18 protein-coding genes are annotated in these 17,086 nt (G+C 55.2%); 6 read left to right on the top strand and 12 right to left on the bottom strand.

The window, feature by feature from the left end; genetic code table 11:
* Window positions 1-80: 80 nt before the first annotated feature.
* The 12 genes from ACKWMY_RS13665 to ACKWMY_RS13610 form a co-directional block, all read right to left on the bottom strand.
* Window positions 81-1,580 carry a helix-hairpin-helix domain-containing protein gene (locus tag ACKWMY_RS13665; protein ID WP_409486434.1) on the bottom strand — a complete coding sequence of 500 codons (1,500 nt, stop codon included), beginning with the start codon at window positions 1,578-1,580 and terminating at the stop codon, window positions 81-83.
* Between the two features lie 30 nt (window positions 1,581-1,610).
* Entirely contained in the window at window positions 1,611-3,212 is a 1,602-nt protein-coding gene (locus ACKWMY_RS13660) for a PP2C family serine/threonine-protein phosphatase (RefSeq protein WP_409486433.1), read from the bottom strand.
* Window positions 3,212-4,252: a TerY-C metal binding domain-containing protein gene (locus tag ACKWMY_RS13655; protein ID WP_065683507.1), complete on the bottom strand. Its 1,041-nt coding sequence runs from the start codon at window positions 4,250-4,252 to the stop codon at window positions 3,212-3,214. Before ACKWMY_RS13655 ends, ACKWMY_RS13660 begins: the two co-directional genes overlap by 1 nt.
* A 95-nt stretch (window positions 4,253-4,347) precedes the next feature.
* Window positions 4,348-4,986 (bottom strand): vWA domain-containing protein, encoded by a 639-nt coding sequence (locus ACKWMY_RS13650; RefSeq protein ID WP_409486432.1) that lies wholly within the window; start codon window positions 4,984-4,986, stop codon window positions 4,348-4,350.
* Window positions 4,983-5,627: a TerD family protein gene (locus ACKWMY_RS13645; RefSeq protein ID WP_024527698.1), complete on the bottom strand. Its 645-nt coding sequence runs from the start codon at window positions 5,625-5,627 to the stop codon at window positions 4,983-4,985. The genes ACKWMY_RS13650 and ACKWMY_RS13645 overlap by 4 nt, the downstream gene beginning before the upstream one ends.
* A gap of 20 nt (window positions 5,628-5,647) precedes the next feature.
* Entirely contained in the window at window positions 5,648-6,286 is a 639-nt protein-coding gene (locus ACKWMY_RS13640) for a vWA domain-containing protein (protein ID WP_021807361.1), read from the bottom strand.
* A 384-nt stretch (window positions 6,287-6,670) separates the two neighbouring features.
* Window positions 6,671-7,144, bottom strand: coding sequence for a tellurium resistance protein TerW (locus ACKWMY_RS13635; protein WP_409486431.1), 474 nt, complete (start codon window positions 7,142-7,144; stop codon window positions 6,671-6,673).
* 2 nt (window positions 7,145-7,146) lie between these two features.
* Entirely contained in the window at window positions 7,147-8,103 is a 957-nt protein-coding gene (locus tag ACKWMY_RS13630) for an HpcH/HpaI aldolase/citrate lyase family protein (RefSeq protein ID WP_211136707.1), read from the bottom strand.
* Complete coding sequence (locus tag ACKWMY_RS13625; protein ID WP_309047668.1) at window positions 8,103-9,182, bottom strand: cysteine protease StiP family protein; 1,080 nt, start codon at window positions 9,180-9,182, stop codon at window positions 8,103-8,105. Before ACKWMY_RS13625 ends, ACKWMY_RS13630 begins: the two co-directional genes overlap by 1 nt.
* A 1-nt stretch (window position 9,183) precedes the next feature.
* On the bottom strand, window positions 9,184-9,957 hold the full coding sequence (locus ACKWMY_RS13620; protein WP_211136706.1) for a hypothetical protein: 774 nt from the start codon (window positions 9,955-9,957) through the stop codon (window positions 9,184-9,186).
* The gene (locus tag ACKWMY_RS13615; protein ID WP_024527703.1) at window positions 9,950-11,080 is read right to left on the bottom strand and encodes a phosphoribosyltransferase domain-containing protein; all 1,131 of its coding nucleotides are present in this window, start codon (window positions 11,078-11,080) and stop codon (window positions 9,950-9,952) included. The genes ACKWMY_RS13620 and ACKWMY_RS13615 overlap by 8 nt, the downstream gene beginning before the upstream one ends.
* A gap of 3 nt (window positions 11,081-11,083) precedes the next feature.
* Entirely contained in the window at window positions 11,084-12,148 is a 1,065-nt protein-coding gene (locus ACKWMY_RS13610) for an ATP-grasp domain-containing protein (RefSeq protein WP_024527704.1), read from the bottom strand.
* 323 nt (window positions 12,149-12,471) lie between these two features.
* On the opposite strand from ACKWMY_RS13610, the gene ACKWMY_RS13605 reads away from it, so the two are divergent.
* The 6 genes from ACKWMY_RS13605 to ACKWMY_RS13580 all read left to right on the top strand — a co-directional run bounded on the left by ACKWMY_RS13605 (window position 12,472) and on the right by ACKWMY_RS13580 (window position 17,048).
* The gene (locus ACKWMY_RS13605) at window positions 12,472-13,059 is read left to right on the top strand and encodes a TerD family protein (protein ID WP_024527705.1); all 588 of its coding nucleotides are present in this window, start codon (window positions 12,472-12,474) and stop codon (window positions 13,057-13,059) included.
* Entirely contained in the window at window positions 13,059-14,219 is a 1,161-nt protein-coding gene (locus tag ACKWMY_RS13600) for a TerD family protein (RefSeq protein ID WP_409486430.1), read from the top strand. Before ACKWMY_RS13605 ends, ACKWMY_RS13600 begins: the two co-directional genes overlap by 1 nt.
* Window positions 14,220-14,242: 23 nt before the next feature.
* Window positions 14,243-14,698, top strand: coding sequence for a tellurite resistance TerB family protein (locus tag ACKWMY_RS13595; RefSeq protein WP_024527707.1), 456 nt, complete (start codon window positions 14,243-14,245; stop codon window positions 14,696-14,698).
* A 23-nt stretch (window positions 14,699-14,721) separates the two neighbouring features.
* Window positions 14,722-15,765, top strand: a complete 1,044-nt coding sequence (locus tag ACKWMY_RS13590) for a TerC/Alx family metal homeostasis membrane protein (protein WP_024527708.1) — start codon at window positions 14,722-14,724, stop codon at window positions 15,763-15,765.
* A gap of 56 nt (window positions 15,766-15,821) precedes the next feature.
* Window positions 15,822-16,400 (top strand): tellurium resistance membrane protein TerD, encoded by a 579-nt coding sequence (gene terD, locus ACKWMY_RS13585; protein WP_024527709.1) that lies wholly within the window; start codon window positions 15,822-15,824, stop codon window positions 16,398-16,400.
* A 72-nt stretch (window positions 16,401-16,472) separates the two neighbouring features.
* On the top strand, window positions 16,473-17,048 hold the full coding sequence (locus ACKWMY_RS13580) for a TerD family protein (RefSeq protein ID WP_024527710.1): 576 nt from the start codon (window positions 16,473-16,475) through the stop codon (window positions 17,046-17,048).
* Window positions 17,049-17,086: the final 38 nt, after the last annotated feature.

Here is a 17,086-nt window from a genome sequence, read left to right as displayed (position 1 = left end):
TTTTTAAGGGGTACAGATGTGGGCCTTCCTTTCCCCCATAACCTAGTGCGAGGTGGGCCACACCCCGCACTCACCAAAGCTTAGTTCTCCACCAACTGCACCACCACCAGCCTGCCGCCTTCTTCGGTGGAAAGCACGAACTGGACACCGTCGTTCAACGCCAGCTTGTCACCGATCGCCACCGGGTTTTTATCCGGCAAGGAGATCAACCCGCTGATGCCTTCATTCACCAGCCACCACTGATCGTTATGGAATACGAAATAGCCCACGCGTTTTTTCTGCGCGTCCGGCGTGCGTTCGTTGGGGGCGATCAGGCGGTTAACGTGCCAGGCGTAAATCGACTGGCCGCTCCATACCATCAGGCGATGATCGTCGGGGCGGAAGCTTCCGGCTTTACGCGAGGAGTAAAGGTTCAGGATCGGCAGCTTACCCTTGAACGGCGTACCACAATATGGGCAGGCTGGGCGGTTTTTACCGGAGAACACGTACCATTTCTGTTCGCAGGCAGCGTTTTGGCACGGCTGGATCAGATCCACCGTTTTCACCAGCGCCGTTTCCCACTCATCCGCCGTTGGCCGCCTGGTGGGTTCATGCAGACCCTCGATAAACGCCCTTTCAAACAGCGGCGTCAGGTAGGGGCCCATAATGGTGTAGGGCACTTTCTGCGGATCGGCCCAAGGTAGCGAAGAAGGGCTGACCTGGTTGAGTTTGACCGCATTGCTGTGGTCCGTCGGGTGTTCAATAAACAGCGCCTTTTCACCCATGGCCAGCGATTCATCGCGCATCTCATCGTCCATGTCATGGATCTTGCCGCCGCGCAGCGGGTGACGGAAGAACAGGTACATGTAGATAAGGACGGATAATGCATGCCTGTCGGTGGCAATGCTTGGCAGAATGCGCTGCGGATCTTCCTTCGGCAGGTGGCTGGTTTTCACCACTTCCGGGGCAATAAAGTCCGGTGTGCCCACCACGTCTGGGGGATATTTACCTGGCACCACTAACCCATCGACGTCAATGATGCAGGCGTGGCCCTGTTCGGGGTCGATCAGCACGTTTTTATAGCTCAGATCGCTATGGCACAGGCCAGCGGCGTGCATACGCCGGACGGCTCGGGTCAGCAGCAGGCATACCTTCAGGTAATTCAGGGTGTTGCCACGTTCGCGCGGATCCAGGAACTTGTTCTGGTTATTGGCGCTGGCGAACCATTTACCTTCCTTCTCGCGGCCTTTAATCCCCAGGAAGTCGTTATTCTTGGAGCCGTACTTAAAGAAGAAGTGGCTCTGGTAGGTGGGCACCACGATGCCAATTTTGCCGTCGTGTTCCACTATACTGGTGGGCCAACAAAACAGCCCTTGCCAGTAATCCCCACCGGCTTGCTCAAAGATGTTCTGCCGGTAGCGGCCAGTGATCATCTCAATGCGTTCTTTAGCCTGCTCGTTCTGCGGCTTTTTATAGAACGCGACTACGTATGACTTATCCGGCGAAAAGTAGACGTCCTTCATCGAGCCGGAGCCGATGATCTCATCGACATACTGGATGGTTTCACCATCCCTGGTGGTACAGGTAACAATATTTGCCATTTCACTCACCCGCTATGTAGTCCAATCCATTCACCACGCCACGATTAGGGTTCGATCGTCGTGATTGCCCGGGGAGAAGAAGTTCAGCCATTCGGCCAGCCGCTCTGCGGGCTGCGCAGGGTCGCTCAGGCAGGGCGTCAGCTCCGCGATCAGATCATCCCACTTCTGGCTATTTTGCAGGCCATTATCCGTTTCAAACCGGGGATCGGAGACTCCGTCCGTCATCAGTACCAGATGAGAGACCTCGGTCCATTTACCGATGCTGATGCGCTTACTGAAGTTCGTATCGTTCACGGCATCAGCATCCAGGAAGCGCGTTTGGCCCGCATACTCACCGCTGTCTGGCGTGCCCAGTACGCGCACTTTGCCCACCGGCCCGTAGGCCGCAATGGCACCGTCACCCAACCAGAAAGAGGCGGCGAACAGCTCGGCCCCGGTACGCAAGGAAACGGTGACCAGCAGCGTGGTGGAATAGGATTTGGCGCTCTCTTCGGCCCGGATGGATTCATTGCTGATATTGTTGACGGCCATGATCGCGGCCTGGCGGAACAGGCGATTAAACGCCTCCCAGACTATACGCTGATCGTCAGTTCCCCAGTTTTCAACGCAGGCTTTGAGTTCCTGGCCTTTGTCGCTATTCAACAGGTTAGTCAGGTAGTCGCCCACGGTTTGAGTCGCGATACGCGAGCCCTCGCGCGAGTTTTTAGCGCTACCGGCTCCGTCGGCCGCCAACATGACGTTCCAGCCGTTATCGCTATTGCTGGCGATGTAGAAGTCATCGTCCCGGAAGGTGCCCGCATGTTCATGTGAACGCCCTCTGCGGCTGGCCGCCACGATGTTCACACCAGGCTCCAGGATCTGCTGATGGGCGACGTGCGGTTTGAAATAGCGCGAATCGGCAGGCGGCTCGAGGATTTTCCACAGGCTGCGCGGGTCGGGGTTAACGATAAAGGGAACTTGGGTGGTGCATTGCGGCGCAGCAGGGCAAGACCAGGTAACCGTGATGTCAAAGTCGCCGCTTTCGGTGGCGGTGCCTGCCAGTGAAGAGGTCGCCGGATCAAAGGTGATGCCGATATCTTTAGAGAACGCGACGGCCAGCACTTCGGCGGTCGTTCCATCATCCAGCACGATATCGATTTCAGAGTGGAAGGGGACGCCGGTACGGGCATTAGCCACGTTGATTTTTGCCTGCGGCTGATTGTTCTGCGGTGTGCTAATCGGGGTAGCGGTGCCGGACGGGATCTGGCCTGGCTTCAGGTTTTCTTTGGCGCTTTCTTCAGGCAATGTGGCATCTCCTTGCACTTCCAGTGGCTCAAACGGTGCTTTCTGCCAGTCGTCTGGTGTTGGCAGACCTGCGATATCTGGGGCGACAACAGGGATGTCATCGCCCTTGGTGAGGACCACTTTAGGTTCGTCGGCCAAGGTATCGTCATTGGCAACCAACGGCGAAGCTTCTGTTGTCTCAACCGCTACGGGGGTCTTGGCTGTCACTTTCGTGATGAGGTTGGTCAGCAAGGTGCCGATCTCATCATCGGCTTGCAGGCTGGCAAGCTGGGCGTCATCCGTTGTTGCGCCCGTTTCTGCCAGGATCAGCATGAGTACGTTCTGGCGCAGTTTCTCCACGTCTTGCATCAGCCTTTCCCTCGCGTCACGTCGAAATCAGAGTCGCCGCCGTTTTCCCTGAACGTCAGCCCCTTATCGCACCATGGGCAGATAACGTCATCGGGTCCGTTGACACACAGTAGTTTGCCGCAGGTACACATTGCAAAGGCGCTGGCATTGCCGCAGTACGGGCAACCCGGCACGCCGTGCAGTTCGCTGGTATTGACCTGAATGGCGGATGCCGATTCGTCGCTCCAGGCAAAATAATCCTCATCGATCGGGAAGCAGCCGTTGAGGTTGAAGCCGTTGATATTGAGCTTGAAATCCAGCGAGGAGAGGTTGATGGCCGGGCGTTCGTATTTCATCAGATAAGGGCGACGTGACTTGCTGCAACGGCCCGTCAGGGTGACGCAGTTTTCGTCGTAGGCTCTGGCAATATCGTCTTTGGCCAGCCGCACTATATGATCGGTGTGGGTGAGCAACGGAGGCGCATCTTCCCCCACACTGCGGCTGTGGGCTGAGACAGAAGCGGTGATCCACTTGATGAACTGGGCGAAATCCCCTTCCTGGCTGTCGGTGAACAGCAAGACGTTGTCGGTCAGCTGCCGCAGGATGTTCATATCCGCCGAAGGGCCAAGGCCAATGGCGATCAGGTTGACCTTATTGGCGTAGTTTTCTTTCCAGCGCTTGATTTCGGGGGCGGTATCATCCGTTGGGCGGCCATCGGTGAGCAGGTACACCACTGGTTTCCAGTCGCCTTTGCGTTCCTGGGTGGTTTTTCTGACCTGTTGATCCAACTGACGGGTCAGTTCACGCAATGCCGCGCCCAGGTTGGTGCCACCGCCGATCGGCAGGCGAGGGGGATAAAACGACACCACCTCCACCAGCGGTACGATGGTTTTTGCCACCCCAGCGAAGGCAATCACCGATATCCAGGCGGTCTCAAGCGCGTGGGGGTCCTTCTTCAGGTCGCTGACGATCCTTTGCAGGCCATCATTCATTTTCTTCAGGCTTTCCCCGATCATGGACTCTGAGCAGTCCAAGACCAGGAAGATGGGCAGTCTTCTCATGGTTAAAAACCTCGTCAGGCGGATGCTTCTTGCAATGCGCGTCATGGGGCAATGAAAAAACAGGCAAAGCTCCGGGTAGAGGCTTTGCCTGTTGGCTACAGAACCAGCTGTATTTCCGGTGGTGGTGGCGGGAGGTTATCCTGCCCGGCGTTAACACCCGCACTGGAACTGCCTGACGCGACACTGGCCGACACCCATTTGAAGAAGCCGGAAAAGGCCGTTGAATCCAGCGTTTCGAGGGCCACAACCTGAGAGGTCAGTTGCTTGAGGTGTTCATGCTTGGCCTTCGGCCCGACCGCACAGGCGATAATGGAACCGAAGGAACGTTTTTTGACTTCTTTGATCGCCTCGCCATAGGCATAGCTGTCTGACGGGGTGCCATCGGTCATCAGGAATACCAGTGGCCGCCAGTCGCCTTTCTGATCGCCATCGGAGCGGTGGATATCCCGATCTACGCACTGGATCAGGCACTCAAGCGCGGCCCCGGTGAAGGTGCCACCTGCGCTGGGGACGACAATGTCGCTGAACTGGAACTCTTCCAATGAGGTTAGCGGGATAAACTCCCGGGCTTCGTTATCAAAGGTGATGATGGAGATATGCACGCTTTCCAGCGCATACGGATCCTGGAGCAGCGCGCTCATCATTGATTGAATGCCCACGTTAACGGCATGGATAGATTCCCCGCGCATCGACCCGGAGGTATCAATCAGCAGGTAAACGGGTAATCTTCTCATTGCAGGTAGTTCTTCAAGTGGGACACGAAGGAGTCGGACTCGGAAGGTTCGCCAATGGCGTTCAGCTTCCAGCCTGTGCTTTCACGCACCAGCTCGGCAAACAGCATGGAACGCTGGCCATCAAAGGCGGCCCCGCCTGAAAGATCGAAACGCGCCATTTCCACGTTTTTGGCATCCACCGCACGGATAAAGGCGTTTTGTACCTTGCCGAAGTGTTGTTTCAGCTCCAAGCCGTTATAAATCTGCACGATGAAAACGATTTTTTCGTACTTGGGATCGAGGGAGTTCAACTGGGCGATAATCTGCTCGTCATCACCGTCGCCAGCGCCGGTGCGGTTATCGCCGGTCAGCCAGATGTGGCCAGACTTATGGCGCAGGCTGTTGAAGAAAATGATATCCCCGTTAACCAGTGAAGGCCGACCGTTTTCCACATCGCCCAGATCGGCGACTTTGCCTTGGGCATTGCACAGGAAGGCGATGACGTCGAGATCATACTCCGGCTCTTTCTTGCCAAACAGACCACCCAGCAGGCCTTTCTTCTCTTCATTGATATCCCAGCCGAGCCCAATGGTGACTGAGGAAAGGTCGTGTTCGTTTTTACGCAGGCTGACGCTTTGTCCTTTACGCAAACTGACTGACATAAAATCTCCTTGAATATGTTTTATAGAACAACGTTAACTTCGGGTGGTGGTGGCGGTAAATCGTCCAGGCCAATGACTTCCTTTTTACCTGACTCGACTTTCTGGCTGCCGACGGAAATGCTGGCCGACACCCATTTAAAGAAGGCTTTGATCGAGGTGGAGTCCGCCGTATCCAGCTGGAGCACGATCTCGGTGATTTCCTGGAGTACTTTGGTTTCGGCGCTGTGGCCAGCGGCACAGGCAACGACCACGCCGGTTCTGGCGGCTTTAAAGTCGCTGACGCCCTTGCGCCAGTCATCCGTTGGTGAGCCATCGGTCATGATGAACACCAGCGGGCGCCAATCGCCTTTGGTTTCGGCGGTGGTTTTCTGTACTTCGTTGCTGATGCTGGTGGCGACCAGGGAGAGGGCCTCACCCAGTGCGGTGGTGCCGCTGGCCACCAGTTCTGGCAGCTTGAAGCTCAGCAGGTCGGTGAGGGGCACCGCCTGGCGTGCGGAAGAATCAAAGGTAATGACGGAAACATAGGCGGTTTCAAGGGCGTAGGGATCTTGTCGTAGGGTGGAGAGCAGCGTTTGCACCCCATTTTTGACCGCTTCAATGGGTTCGCCCGTCATGGAGCCCGAAGTATCAAGTAACAGATAGACCGGAAGTCTTCTCATCGTATTCCCTTATTGAGTGCCGAGTTTTTACATAATAAGTGTTCTGGTCGTTATCTCAACAGAAATACCCACGTTTGCAGGAGTAGATTTGTTTATTTTGCGATCGCTTTCTCCCCTCACCCCGACCCTCTCCCAAAGGGAGAGGGAGCCCGCGTGGAGTTGTGGTCGGGTACTGGAGTTGATCTGTAACAGAGCTGATGTAGAGGATGTCGTTGAGTTGTAGCACAGACTGCCCCCTTCATTTCGTATAGGAAGAGGGAGCTGCTAGCCCCGGCTCTTTTGGAAGTAAAGAGGAAACTCGATCGTCCCCTTATCCAAGGTGCGTTTCCGAGTTTTCAGACTTGCTCGATCGGTTTCCTCTCCCTGTGGGAGAGGGTGAGGGTATTACGGCTTCTGCTTGCTGGCCTGAATGCTGCGCACCAGGTCGTCAATACAGCGTTCGACAACCATATCCACCGCTTCGCTGCGGGTCGTTTCCGTCACTCTGGATAAGCGATCGATTTTGCGTAGCACCGACATTTTCAATGACAGCGACACGGCTTTTTTCTTCTCTTTATCCAGATACACCCGGCTGACGGTTTCGCTGCTTTTCAGCTCTGAGTTAGCCGCCAGCGCATCGTGCATACGGCGAAACGTCTTCTTGTCTAAATGCCCAGGTGCAGTCAACTGATAGGAGTGAGTGGCCTTGCGGTATTTGATCTCCGCCTCATAGGATTCCCTCAGTTCCTTAAGCACGCGTGTCAGGGTTGGCCCCGAGCAGTCTAACTCTGTGATGATCTTGTCTGCGGATACGGGTTTACCCGCACTGAGCAAAATAGCCAGCTTATAGATCCGTGCCTGTCGCGTATTGAGTTGCATGATTAATGACTGCCTGCGTTAATGCTAAACCGGTGGCTTTCCTGAGATGACTCGCTGGCAATTCCGTATACCTGAGCACGCGCCAGGATCTCTGACGCCCAACGGCGATGGGTTGCCGGTTCGCACATGGTTCCCTGTGATTTAAACACCGCCTGCGAGGAGTTAAGGATCCGCAACGCATCGGTATGATCGTTTGCCTGCACCATCAACGCCTTTTCGATCTTGCCGATCTGATTCGGATGGATCGCCGTCTTGCCGACCAGGCCATGGGCGATATCGAGCGCCAATTCCCTATCCATAATCTGATGATCGTCAATATGCTCACAAACCGGTGCCGTCAGGGCGAAATCACGTGGGGAAAACACGGCGACCAGCATTTTTATCACATAGCCCATCGGGCCGTCATACAGCGTCAGGTTACGTGGCCTTCTGAGTGCCACCACGTTCATCAGATCGTTGCCACCGATACGCAGGGCGATGATGCGCCGATAGCACGGATGGTGATGCAGGGTATTGGCTAGCTCACGCATTTGCAGCACGTCAAACACTTCTTCTGTCTCGAGCGTGGGCATCATGCACAGGTGCGAGTCCTGCATCATGTTCCACCAGTAAGGCAGAGAAGCCAGCGTGAATTTGGGCAACACCAAGCCGTCCACTGCGCTGAAATCCATGCTCGCCAGCAGCTGTTTCCCCATTTCTTTATGACGAGGCCGTACGAACACCAGCGGCCAGTGATCATTGCCCTCTGCGGCCTTGGCTTTGGCCAAGGTTTGGGTCAGTTCGCGCAGGTTTTCCAGCGCCTGGGGAATATCTTCATCGCTGACCGCATCTTCCAGGCAGACGATCAGCGAGCGTAAACCGGCGATCTTGCTATTGAGGATCGTATCGGCGATATCCGTTCTGGTGGCGGGCATATAGAGTGAAGCACCCAGCCGCCAAGGGGAAAGTCGTTGGTTCATTAGAGCACCTTCTTGATAATGGTTACCGCACGGTACTGCCCGATCTCATCACCGACTTCGGTAATGGTCAGCCCCTTTTCGCGTGCCAGATAAACCAGCAGCGCGACGTCGGGATCGTCTACCGCACGGACCAAGACGTGATCCGGTACTCTGCGTAGCACAGCGCGCGTAGCCTCTGCGATCCCTGGTTTAATTCGGTTAATACTGGAAACCTGATATTTTTTGGCGAGGTGGTTAACCACCTTCTCACTTTGTTGCTTCAGGTAAGCTTTTCTCTCCGCATCCTGCGTGCAGGGCTCAAGCGCCGCTGTGTCTAGCGTTGCGCGATACTGTGCCACGGTATCCACCAGCAGACGGCTGCATTCAAACTGGGCGAGATGATCGCATTGTACGCAGCCGTGCAGGCCTTCGTTTGACCAGATGGAGCGTGAGATCATGCCGGAAACCGGCGCGCCCATAATGCCAAACGGGATCAGCCAGTCGTCGTCGCTGGCGGCCAGCCACGAACACCCACACGGGTCAGCAAGCACCACCAGGCGGGGCTGAGCAGGATAACCAGGCCGGTTGTTGAGGGAGCGGATCAGTTCGCCGGTTATGGCTCCCTTGCCCGTCCAGCCATCAACAAACACTATCCCTTCGGTGCCGTGGCGCGCTTCAATCCAGTCGAGTGCCACCGAATCAATGCCTCGGTCGCGGATGATGCTGATGCCGTAGTGATACGATTCTTTGCCCATGGCCCGCAGCGTTTGCTGGAGCATCACCCCCAGCGGAACACCGGCACGCACCAGGCTGGCCAGAACTATCGGCGTATCGCCGAACCGTTCAATCAGCGCAAGGGCCAGCATCGAGACTTCTTTTGCCAGGCGTCCTGCTCCCTGGTCGAGTGCGCGGGCAAACAGGTCGAGGTGTGAAGGGGTCGGCTCCGGTTCCTGGCTCAACATCTCCGAGTAGTGACGGGCACCGGACTGGATCAGCTGTTCTTTCTGATCGACCGGCGTCATTTCCATTTCTACCGGTTGCAGCAGAAAGTGAACGTCCTCGGGCAGGTATGAGCCGGAAAAGGGCACAAAATCAGACATATTACTGCTCTCCGAAAATATGGCGGGAGATCGCTTCGGCAAACTGGCTCTGGCGCGGCAGGCCAAACCAGGTGCAAAGCTTCATAAAACGATGATCGCTGAGGCTGTCGCCCAACCCGATAACCGGGAACACGCCGCGTTCAAGCCGCAGTTTTTCCAGCAGGAAAGTCACTGCCAGCCCTTTCTCTACCACGGTCGGCAGCCAGGCAACGTTGTTGCTGTTACGGTGGACGTAATAGCCGCTGGTAGGGAACAACTGCTCAATCTCATCGGCGATGGCGTAAAGCTCGTCCAGGCGGGTGCTATCGCGGTGCTTCATCACCAGATAGACCGGCGTGTCACCGTATTCATAGTTGATACGCGCCCAACCATTGATGTTGCGTTCGGCCATCAGCTCGGTGATCTTGCGTTGCATCCCCAGCAGGTTGGCAGCATAAGGTTGCAGTTTTTCCAGCATCAGCGCCTGCCATGCCTGATCTGGCTGCCCCTGTGGGGTGAGGATCACTGCACCGTGCGTGGTAACCGCCCATGACTTGAACGGGATACTCACCCGGGCAATCTCTTCGGTGCCACGTGCGGTCACAGGGATAAGCTCCGCATGCTCCAGCATCCAGTCCACCAGCATCGACTGTTCTTCGGTCATAAAGCTGCGTGGCTCCAGGCTACGATCCAGGGCGCCGGTGCGATACGGGGCCAGGTCGAGCTCATCGACCATCTTGCGGCGCGTCTGGAACAGGGTGTCGTCCAGATCGGAGAAAATGACCGGCTTATTCATAGCTTACGACCTCAACGGTTGGGGCGACCTGTTTTAACGCCTCAATTAACGCGGGATCAACGCTTGCCGCAGGGGTTTCGATACACAACAGGATCCGGTCAAACTGCTGGTGGGCCACGTTGTAGACAAAGTTGGGGATGCCCAGCCCATAGTTATCGCCAAAGGCGATGGCGGACTGGATGGCGAACCCGGTGGCAATCGGCGAACGGGTGGTGGAGCTGAACTTAACCTCGGCCCCCTGTTTTTCCAGGCGTTCTGCCAGCAGGAAGGGCTCCCAGACAAATTCGCTGCTGCCCAGTACCAGTAATTTCTCCCCTGGATGCGTCTGAATATCGCGCCCCAGATCCGCACTTGGCGATGAGATACCCAAACGGCCCCAGCTTTGTTTACCGGTGATCGGTACGCTGCCGGTGGCGGTTACGTTGACTGCGGGCATCACCGGCACCGGAGCATCGGGATTTTTTTCCCAGTGCCAGTCACCTTGAACCAATGACACATACTGAATAGGGATTGGGCTGCGTTGGGCGAGGGCGTCGCCGCTCCAGTCGGTCAGCGTAACGGTGATGGCGCGGGCAATGTTGTGTAACCCGGCATCCTGCTGTAAAGCCTGGAGCAGGTTGATGAAGGTGTTGCCGGTGGTGGCTTCATCATCGATCAGCACTACTGTTTTAGCTTCCAGCACGCGGCGGCGGAGTTCGGCATCCTGTGGCAGATAAAGCAGGTGGTCGGTGGCGTGGCTGTGATTTTCTTTGAATTCGCACAGCAGCTCACCCCCTTCTACCGGATGACGTGTTGAGGTCAGATACACCGGGTCGCTAACGTTGCCCCGGACTTCGTCAAACACACCTGCACCGAATCCGACGGCGGTTTCCGCCATGCCGATAAACAGCACCGGGCCTTGCTCACAGGCCGGGAACAGCACGGCCAATTGCTGATAGACGGCACGCATGACGCTCGGCTTCACCGGAATATGGCGGCCCAGCACCTTGCTGACGAAAAGAAACGCGCGTTTCGGGTTGCGCCTTTCGGCTACGTCAAACAGCTCATCCAGCGCGATCGTGCCGCCCGTTGGGGTTACTTTCAGCGTGCCGCAAGACAGCGTGCGGGAATAGGTATTTAGCATGGGTTAGTCCTTCACCAGCAGATTGTCGAGCACGGGGTGATATCTGACGACATCGGTAATAGAGCGGACGATCGCTGGCGAGAATGCGGCTTTGGCCTCATCAATCACTTCCTGCTGGCTCATTACGCCAAGCTTATACAGGGCAAACAGGCCCGGCAGATTGACGCCGCTGAAACGGGTATAGCCGATACCGCCAGACGGGCGCAGGTTGATTTCCAGCAGCACCGGACGCCCGCTGGTGTCGTTGCGGGTTTGCACGTTGACCAGACCGTCTGCCTGCATCGCGGTGGCACAGGCTTTAGCGAGTTCAAACGCCTCGCCGTGGTTTTCCAGATATTGCAGCGCCCCTTCTTTTCTACGCGCCACGGCAGCCAGGACCGTGCCCCGATCAACTAACATGTCGACGGAGTATTCAGGACCAGGCAGGTAAGGCATCAGCACCAACGGCTCAAACTCGCCAGCGTCCGCCAGCGCGCTGAGGTAGCGTTGCGGGTTCACTTTGCGGTTTTCCGGATGGGTAAAGGCGGCCATTGGGCCCACGCTTTCATCAAAACGCCAAAATCCCATGCCATAAATACCCTTTACCGGTTTGACGCACAGCTGCGCGCCAGAGAAAGGGGAACGGCTAATCAGATCGCGCAGCTCGGCCACCGACTCAATGCGCAGAGAGGGGACGACAGGCAGCCCTTGTTGCTCCATGGCCTGGGCAAATGCCACTTTGTCATCGGCCAGCTCAAACATCGCCTGGCTGGTGGCACCGGTGGTCAGTGTGACACCGGCAGCCTCGATCTGTTGCCGATGGGCCTCGAACCACTGCGTGTTGCGGCCCGTGTGGATGGCTTGGATGCCGCACTGTTTCACCGTAGACAGAATGAAGGGTAGCCGCTGTTCGTCCTCTTTCGGTTCGAACAAGGCGACGTCTGCTTGGGAGAGGATCTCGTTACGTTCATTACGGTGTGAGGCAACCACCGTCACGGCAGTTTGCTTGGCTTTCACCAATGAAACGATGCCTTGAATAATATCCCGCTGGGAAGATAAACCTTCCATAAGCCACATTTTGAGTGTCATTTTTTGATTTTTACCGTTCAAGGCTTGATGGTTAAAAGGATCGCTGTGGGTTGAGGCCACCCGATGGCGATGTCAATCATAACATGATGTCAGTCTGGAAGTGAAAAGATACCTTGAAAAGTGGCATAAAATGAATGTTTCGGTCAAAGGTTTACCAAGTGTGAAAAAAATAAATCAATATAAAATATGTAGTTAACTAAATTAAGGCTGTTTGAAAGCAAAAATGGGTTGTGCAAGAACAACATCATGATATGATTTTTTACTCATGGAATTTGGTGTAAAAAAATCACTGTTTTCAATACCAACTTGAAGGAACTTAGACCATGGTTTCATTAACCAAGAACCAGACCGTTTCGCTCAGCAAGCAGTCATCTGCCATCAACCAGCTGCACTTCGGCCTGGGGTGGGATCCGATCAAGAAGAAAGGTGGCCTGTTGAGCAAGATGTTCGGCGGCGGCAGTGATGCCATCGATCTCGATGCTGGCTGCGTATTGCTGGACAAAGATGGTAAGACCATCGATACCATCTGGTTCCGCCAGCTCAAGTCTCGCTGTGGCGCAGTGGTGCACAGCGGCGACAATCTGACCGGCGAAGGCGATGGTGATGACGAAGTCATCCTGGTCGAGCTGGCAAAACTGCCTGCTCAGGTGGAATACCTGGCCTTTACCGTCAACAGCTTCCGTGGTCAGTCGTTCAACGATGTGGAAAACGCGTTTTGCCGCGTAGTCGATCAGGCCAACAAGGAGCTGGCACGTTATGAGCTGAAAGAGCAGGGCGCTCATACCGGTATCGTGATTGCTTCACTTCGTCGTAACAATGGCCAGTGGGATTTTACCGCGCATGGCAAAGCCTGCAGCGGCAGAACCATTGATGACATGCATGCTGACATCGTCGCTACCGTGGTGCGCTAATGAATATGACTCCGGGGGCCAATGCCCCAGTTCCAGCTAAATTATTAACCGTGCGCGTGGTGTCCGGCGCACCGGTTGATGCCTCCGCTTTCCGCCTGTATGCCGATGGCAAAGTGAAGGGCGACGCGGACATGATCTTTTATGGTCAGCCCAAGAGCGATGACGCCACGGTTGCCCTGACCCAAGAAGGTCATAACTCCAACTTCGCGGTAGACGTCAGCCGTTTGCACCCAGACGTGCAGAAAGTCGCCTTTACGGTGACCTGTGAAGGGGTTCAAACCGTCGCGGGCCTGCAACGTTTGCTGATCCAGATTGAAGCGGATAACGAAGTGCTGCTGGTGGGCACCGTTGAGCTGAATGGCCGCCAGGAAGCCGCATTGATCCTGGGTGAGCTTTACCGTCGTAACAGCGAATGGAAGTTCCGCTTTATCGCTCAGGGCTTCAACGGCGGGCTGAAACCGCTGGCTGAACATTTTGGTGTGGATGTGGCGGATGCTCCGGCACCGGCTCCAGCGCCAACGCCTGCACCGGCCCCAACGCCGGAGCCAGCCAAAATCAGCCTGAGCAAAGTGTCGTTGACCAAAGAAAAACCGGCTATCAGCCTGACCAAGCGGGATAACTTTGGGCAAATCCGTATCAACCTGAACTGGCATCGCGGCAGCGGCCCGACGGGTTTACGGGCGATGTTCAGTTCGAACAAGGGCGTCGATCTCGATCTCGGGGCGTTTGTTGAAATGGCCAACGGGGAAAAAACGGTGATCCAGGCGCTTGGTAAGCGTTTTGGTGACTACAACCGCGAGCCGTTTGTCCAACTGCAAGGTGATGACCGTACCGGTGATGTTTCGGACGGCGAATGGCTGCATATCAACGGGGGTGAATGGAAACATATCCGCGAAGTGCTGGTGTTTGCCTTCATCTACGAAGGGGTCGCGAGCTGGGATAAAACGGACGGCGTTGTGACGCTGCACGTGCCAGAGCAGCCACCGATTGAAACGCGGATGTCGGAAGGCCAGAACAACCGCAACATGTGTGCCATTGCACGCCTGGTTAACGAGAACGGCAGTATCAAGGTTGAGCGTATCAACCGCTTCTTTAACGGTCATAGTGACATGGATCAGGCTTTCGGCTGGGGTTTCAGCTGGAGAGCAGGGTCAAAGTAATCAATTTCACAGAGGATTTCACCATGAGTTTTTTCAACAAGGTTAAAGGGGCATTCAATGCCAGCCGCGACGAGCTGACCAAGCAGGTTGGCCGTTTCAAGAACAAAAAGTTCATGCAGGGTACCGTGGCCGTGTGCGCACGTATCGCCGTGGCCAGCGATGGCGTCAGCTCTGAAGAAAAACAGAAGATGATCGGTTTCCTCCACGCATCCGATGAGCTGAAGGTTTTCGAGACTACGGAAGTCATCGAATTCTTTAACAAACTGATCGCCAGCTTTGAGTTCGATGTCGAAATCGGTAAAGGCGAAACCATGAAGTACATCCTGGCGCTGAAAGATCAGCCGGAAGCGGCCCAGTTGGCCATCCGTGTTGGTATCGCCGTAGCCAAAAGCGACGGTGACTTCGATCAGGATGAGCAAAAAGCGGTACGCGAAATTGTGGCTGCTCTGGGCTTTGATGCGGCCGAATTCGGTCTTTAATGTAATATCTTCAGAAGGTTAATATGGTATCCACGCACATCGGCTTCCCGACCGAGACCGTTATTGTTTTCATAGTATTGGCTGTCGGGGCCATTTTTATTGACTTGTTTATGCACCGCGATGACAAGCCTATTTCGCTCAAGAGCGCAGCCTTATGGTCGGTGTTCTGGGTCGCGGTGGCGATGGCGTTTGCCGGCTTCCTGTATATCCACCACGGCGCCGAAGTGGCCAGTCTGTTTGTCACCGGTTATGCGTTAGAGAAAGTGCTGTCGGTTGATAACCTGTTTGTCATGATGGCGATCTTCTCGTGGTTCGCCGTGCCGGATCGTTTCCGTCACCGCGTGCTCTACTGGGGCATTATCGGGGCCATCGTGTTCCGTGGCATCTTTGTTGCCATCGGTACCGGCTTGCTCAGCCTCGGGCCATACGTTGAAATTGTCTTTGCGCTGATCGTGGCCTGGACGGCGGTTATGATGTTACGCAGTGGCGATGACGGCGATGAGATCGAAGACTACTCGCAGCACCTGGCGTATCGCATGGTGAAACGGTTCTTCCCGATTTGGCCGAAGCTCAGAGGTCACGACTTCCTGTTAAGCCAGAAAGAAGTTGATGAAGAGTTGGCTAAACCGGAAAACAAGGATGTCACCATTGGCCGTGGTGCCAAAGCCTGGCGGTATGCTACACCGCTGATGCTGTGTGTGGCCGTGGTTGAACTGTCCGACGTGATGTTTGCGTTTGACTCGGTACCGGCCATCATTGCGGTAAGCCGTGAACCGCTGATTGTTTACAGCGCCATGATGTTTGCCATCCTTGGTCTGCGTACGCTCTATTTTGTGTTGGAAGCCCTGAAGCAGTACCTGACGCATCTGGAAAAAGCCGTTATTGTGTTGCTGTTCTTCATTGCGGTGAAACTGGGTCTTAATGCCACCGACCACATCTGGCATCATGGGTACAGCATTTCAGCAACGGCTAGTCTCTTTGTCGTGCTGGGCGTTCTTGCGGTGGGTATTCTCGCGAGCGTCATGTTCCCAGGCAAGCCCGACGCCGAGGAGAAAAAGGAGAGCTGATCTCCTATCCAGCTGAAATCCATTTGAATGAGTTTACTTTTTGAGAGGTTAGAACAATGAGTGTTTCTTTATCTAAAGGCGGTAATGTTTCCCTGAGTAAAGCAGCCCCAACCATGAAGAATGTGTTGATTGGTCTGGGTTGGGATGCACGCTCCACCGATGGTCAAGACTTTGACCTGGATGCCTCTGCATTCTTGCTGGCCGCAAACGGGAAAGTGCGCGGTGATGCTGATTTCATTTTTTATAACAACCTGACCTCTGCGGACGGTTCCGTGACTCATACCGGTGACAACCGTACCGGTGAAGGCGACGGCGATGACGAGTCTCTGAAAATCAAACTGGATATGATCCCAGCTGATGTCGACAAAATCGTGTTTGTGGTCACTATCCACGATGCACAGGCTCGTCGTCAGAGCTTCGGCCAGGTATCCGGTGCCTTTATCCGTTTGGTGAACGATGACAACCAGACCGAAGTGGCCCGTTATGACCTGACAGAAGATGCCTCTACCGAAACCGCCATGCTGTTTGGTGAGTTGTATCGCCACGGTGCCGAGTGGAAATTCCGCGCGGTGGGTCAGGGTTATGCCGGTGGCTTGGCTTCCGTGTGTGCTCAGTACGGCATCAACGCGTCCTGATCGATAAGCTGGTTAATATGACGGGCAGTACACCACTGCCCGTATCATCCCCTACAAAGCAGGAGCTTTAAAATGGCAGTTTCTCTCGTAAAAGGCGGTAACGTATCCCTGACCAAAGAAGCACCCACCATGAACATTGCCATGGCTGGCTTGGGTTGGGATGCGCGCGTCACCGATGGCCAAGGGTTTGACCTGGACGCCTCCGTATTTATGGTTGGTGATGATGGTAAAGTGCTGGGCGACAGCAGCTTTATCTTCTTCAACAACAAGAAGAGCACCTGTGGTTCCGTTGAGCACCAGGGCGACAACCGCACCGGTGAAGGCGATGGCGATGATGAGCAGGTCAAAATTGAGCTGAGCAAAGTGCCTGCTGAAGTCAAGAAACTGGTTTTCGCCGTCACCATCTATGATGCCGAAGCGCGTAAACAGAATTTCGGCATGGTCAGCAACAGCTACATGCGCATTTACAACAACGATAACGGCACCGAAATCGCCCGCTTCGACCTGTCTGAAGATGCTTCTACCGAAACTGCGATGATATTCGGCGAGCTGTATCGCCACGGTGCCGAGTGGAAGTTCAAGGCCGTGGGCCAAGGTTTTGCCGGTGGCCTGTCCGCGCTGGCCTCGCAGCATGGCGTGAATATCTAAGACACTGAATTAGCCCCCTCTCTTCGCGCTCACTTTGG

This window comes from Serratia sp. J2, from assembly GCF_046269175.1.
Classification (GTDB): domain Bacteria; phylum Pseudomonadota; class Gammaproteobacteria; order Enterobacterales; family Enterobacteriaceae; genus Chania; species Chania fonticola_C.
This window is presented reverse-complemented; position numbering and strand designations above follow the sequence as displayed.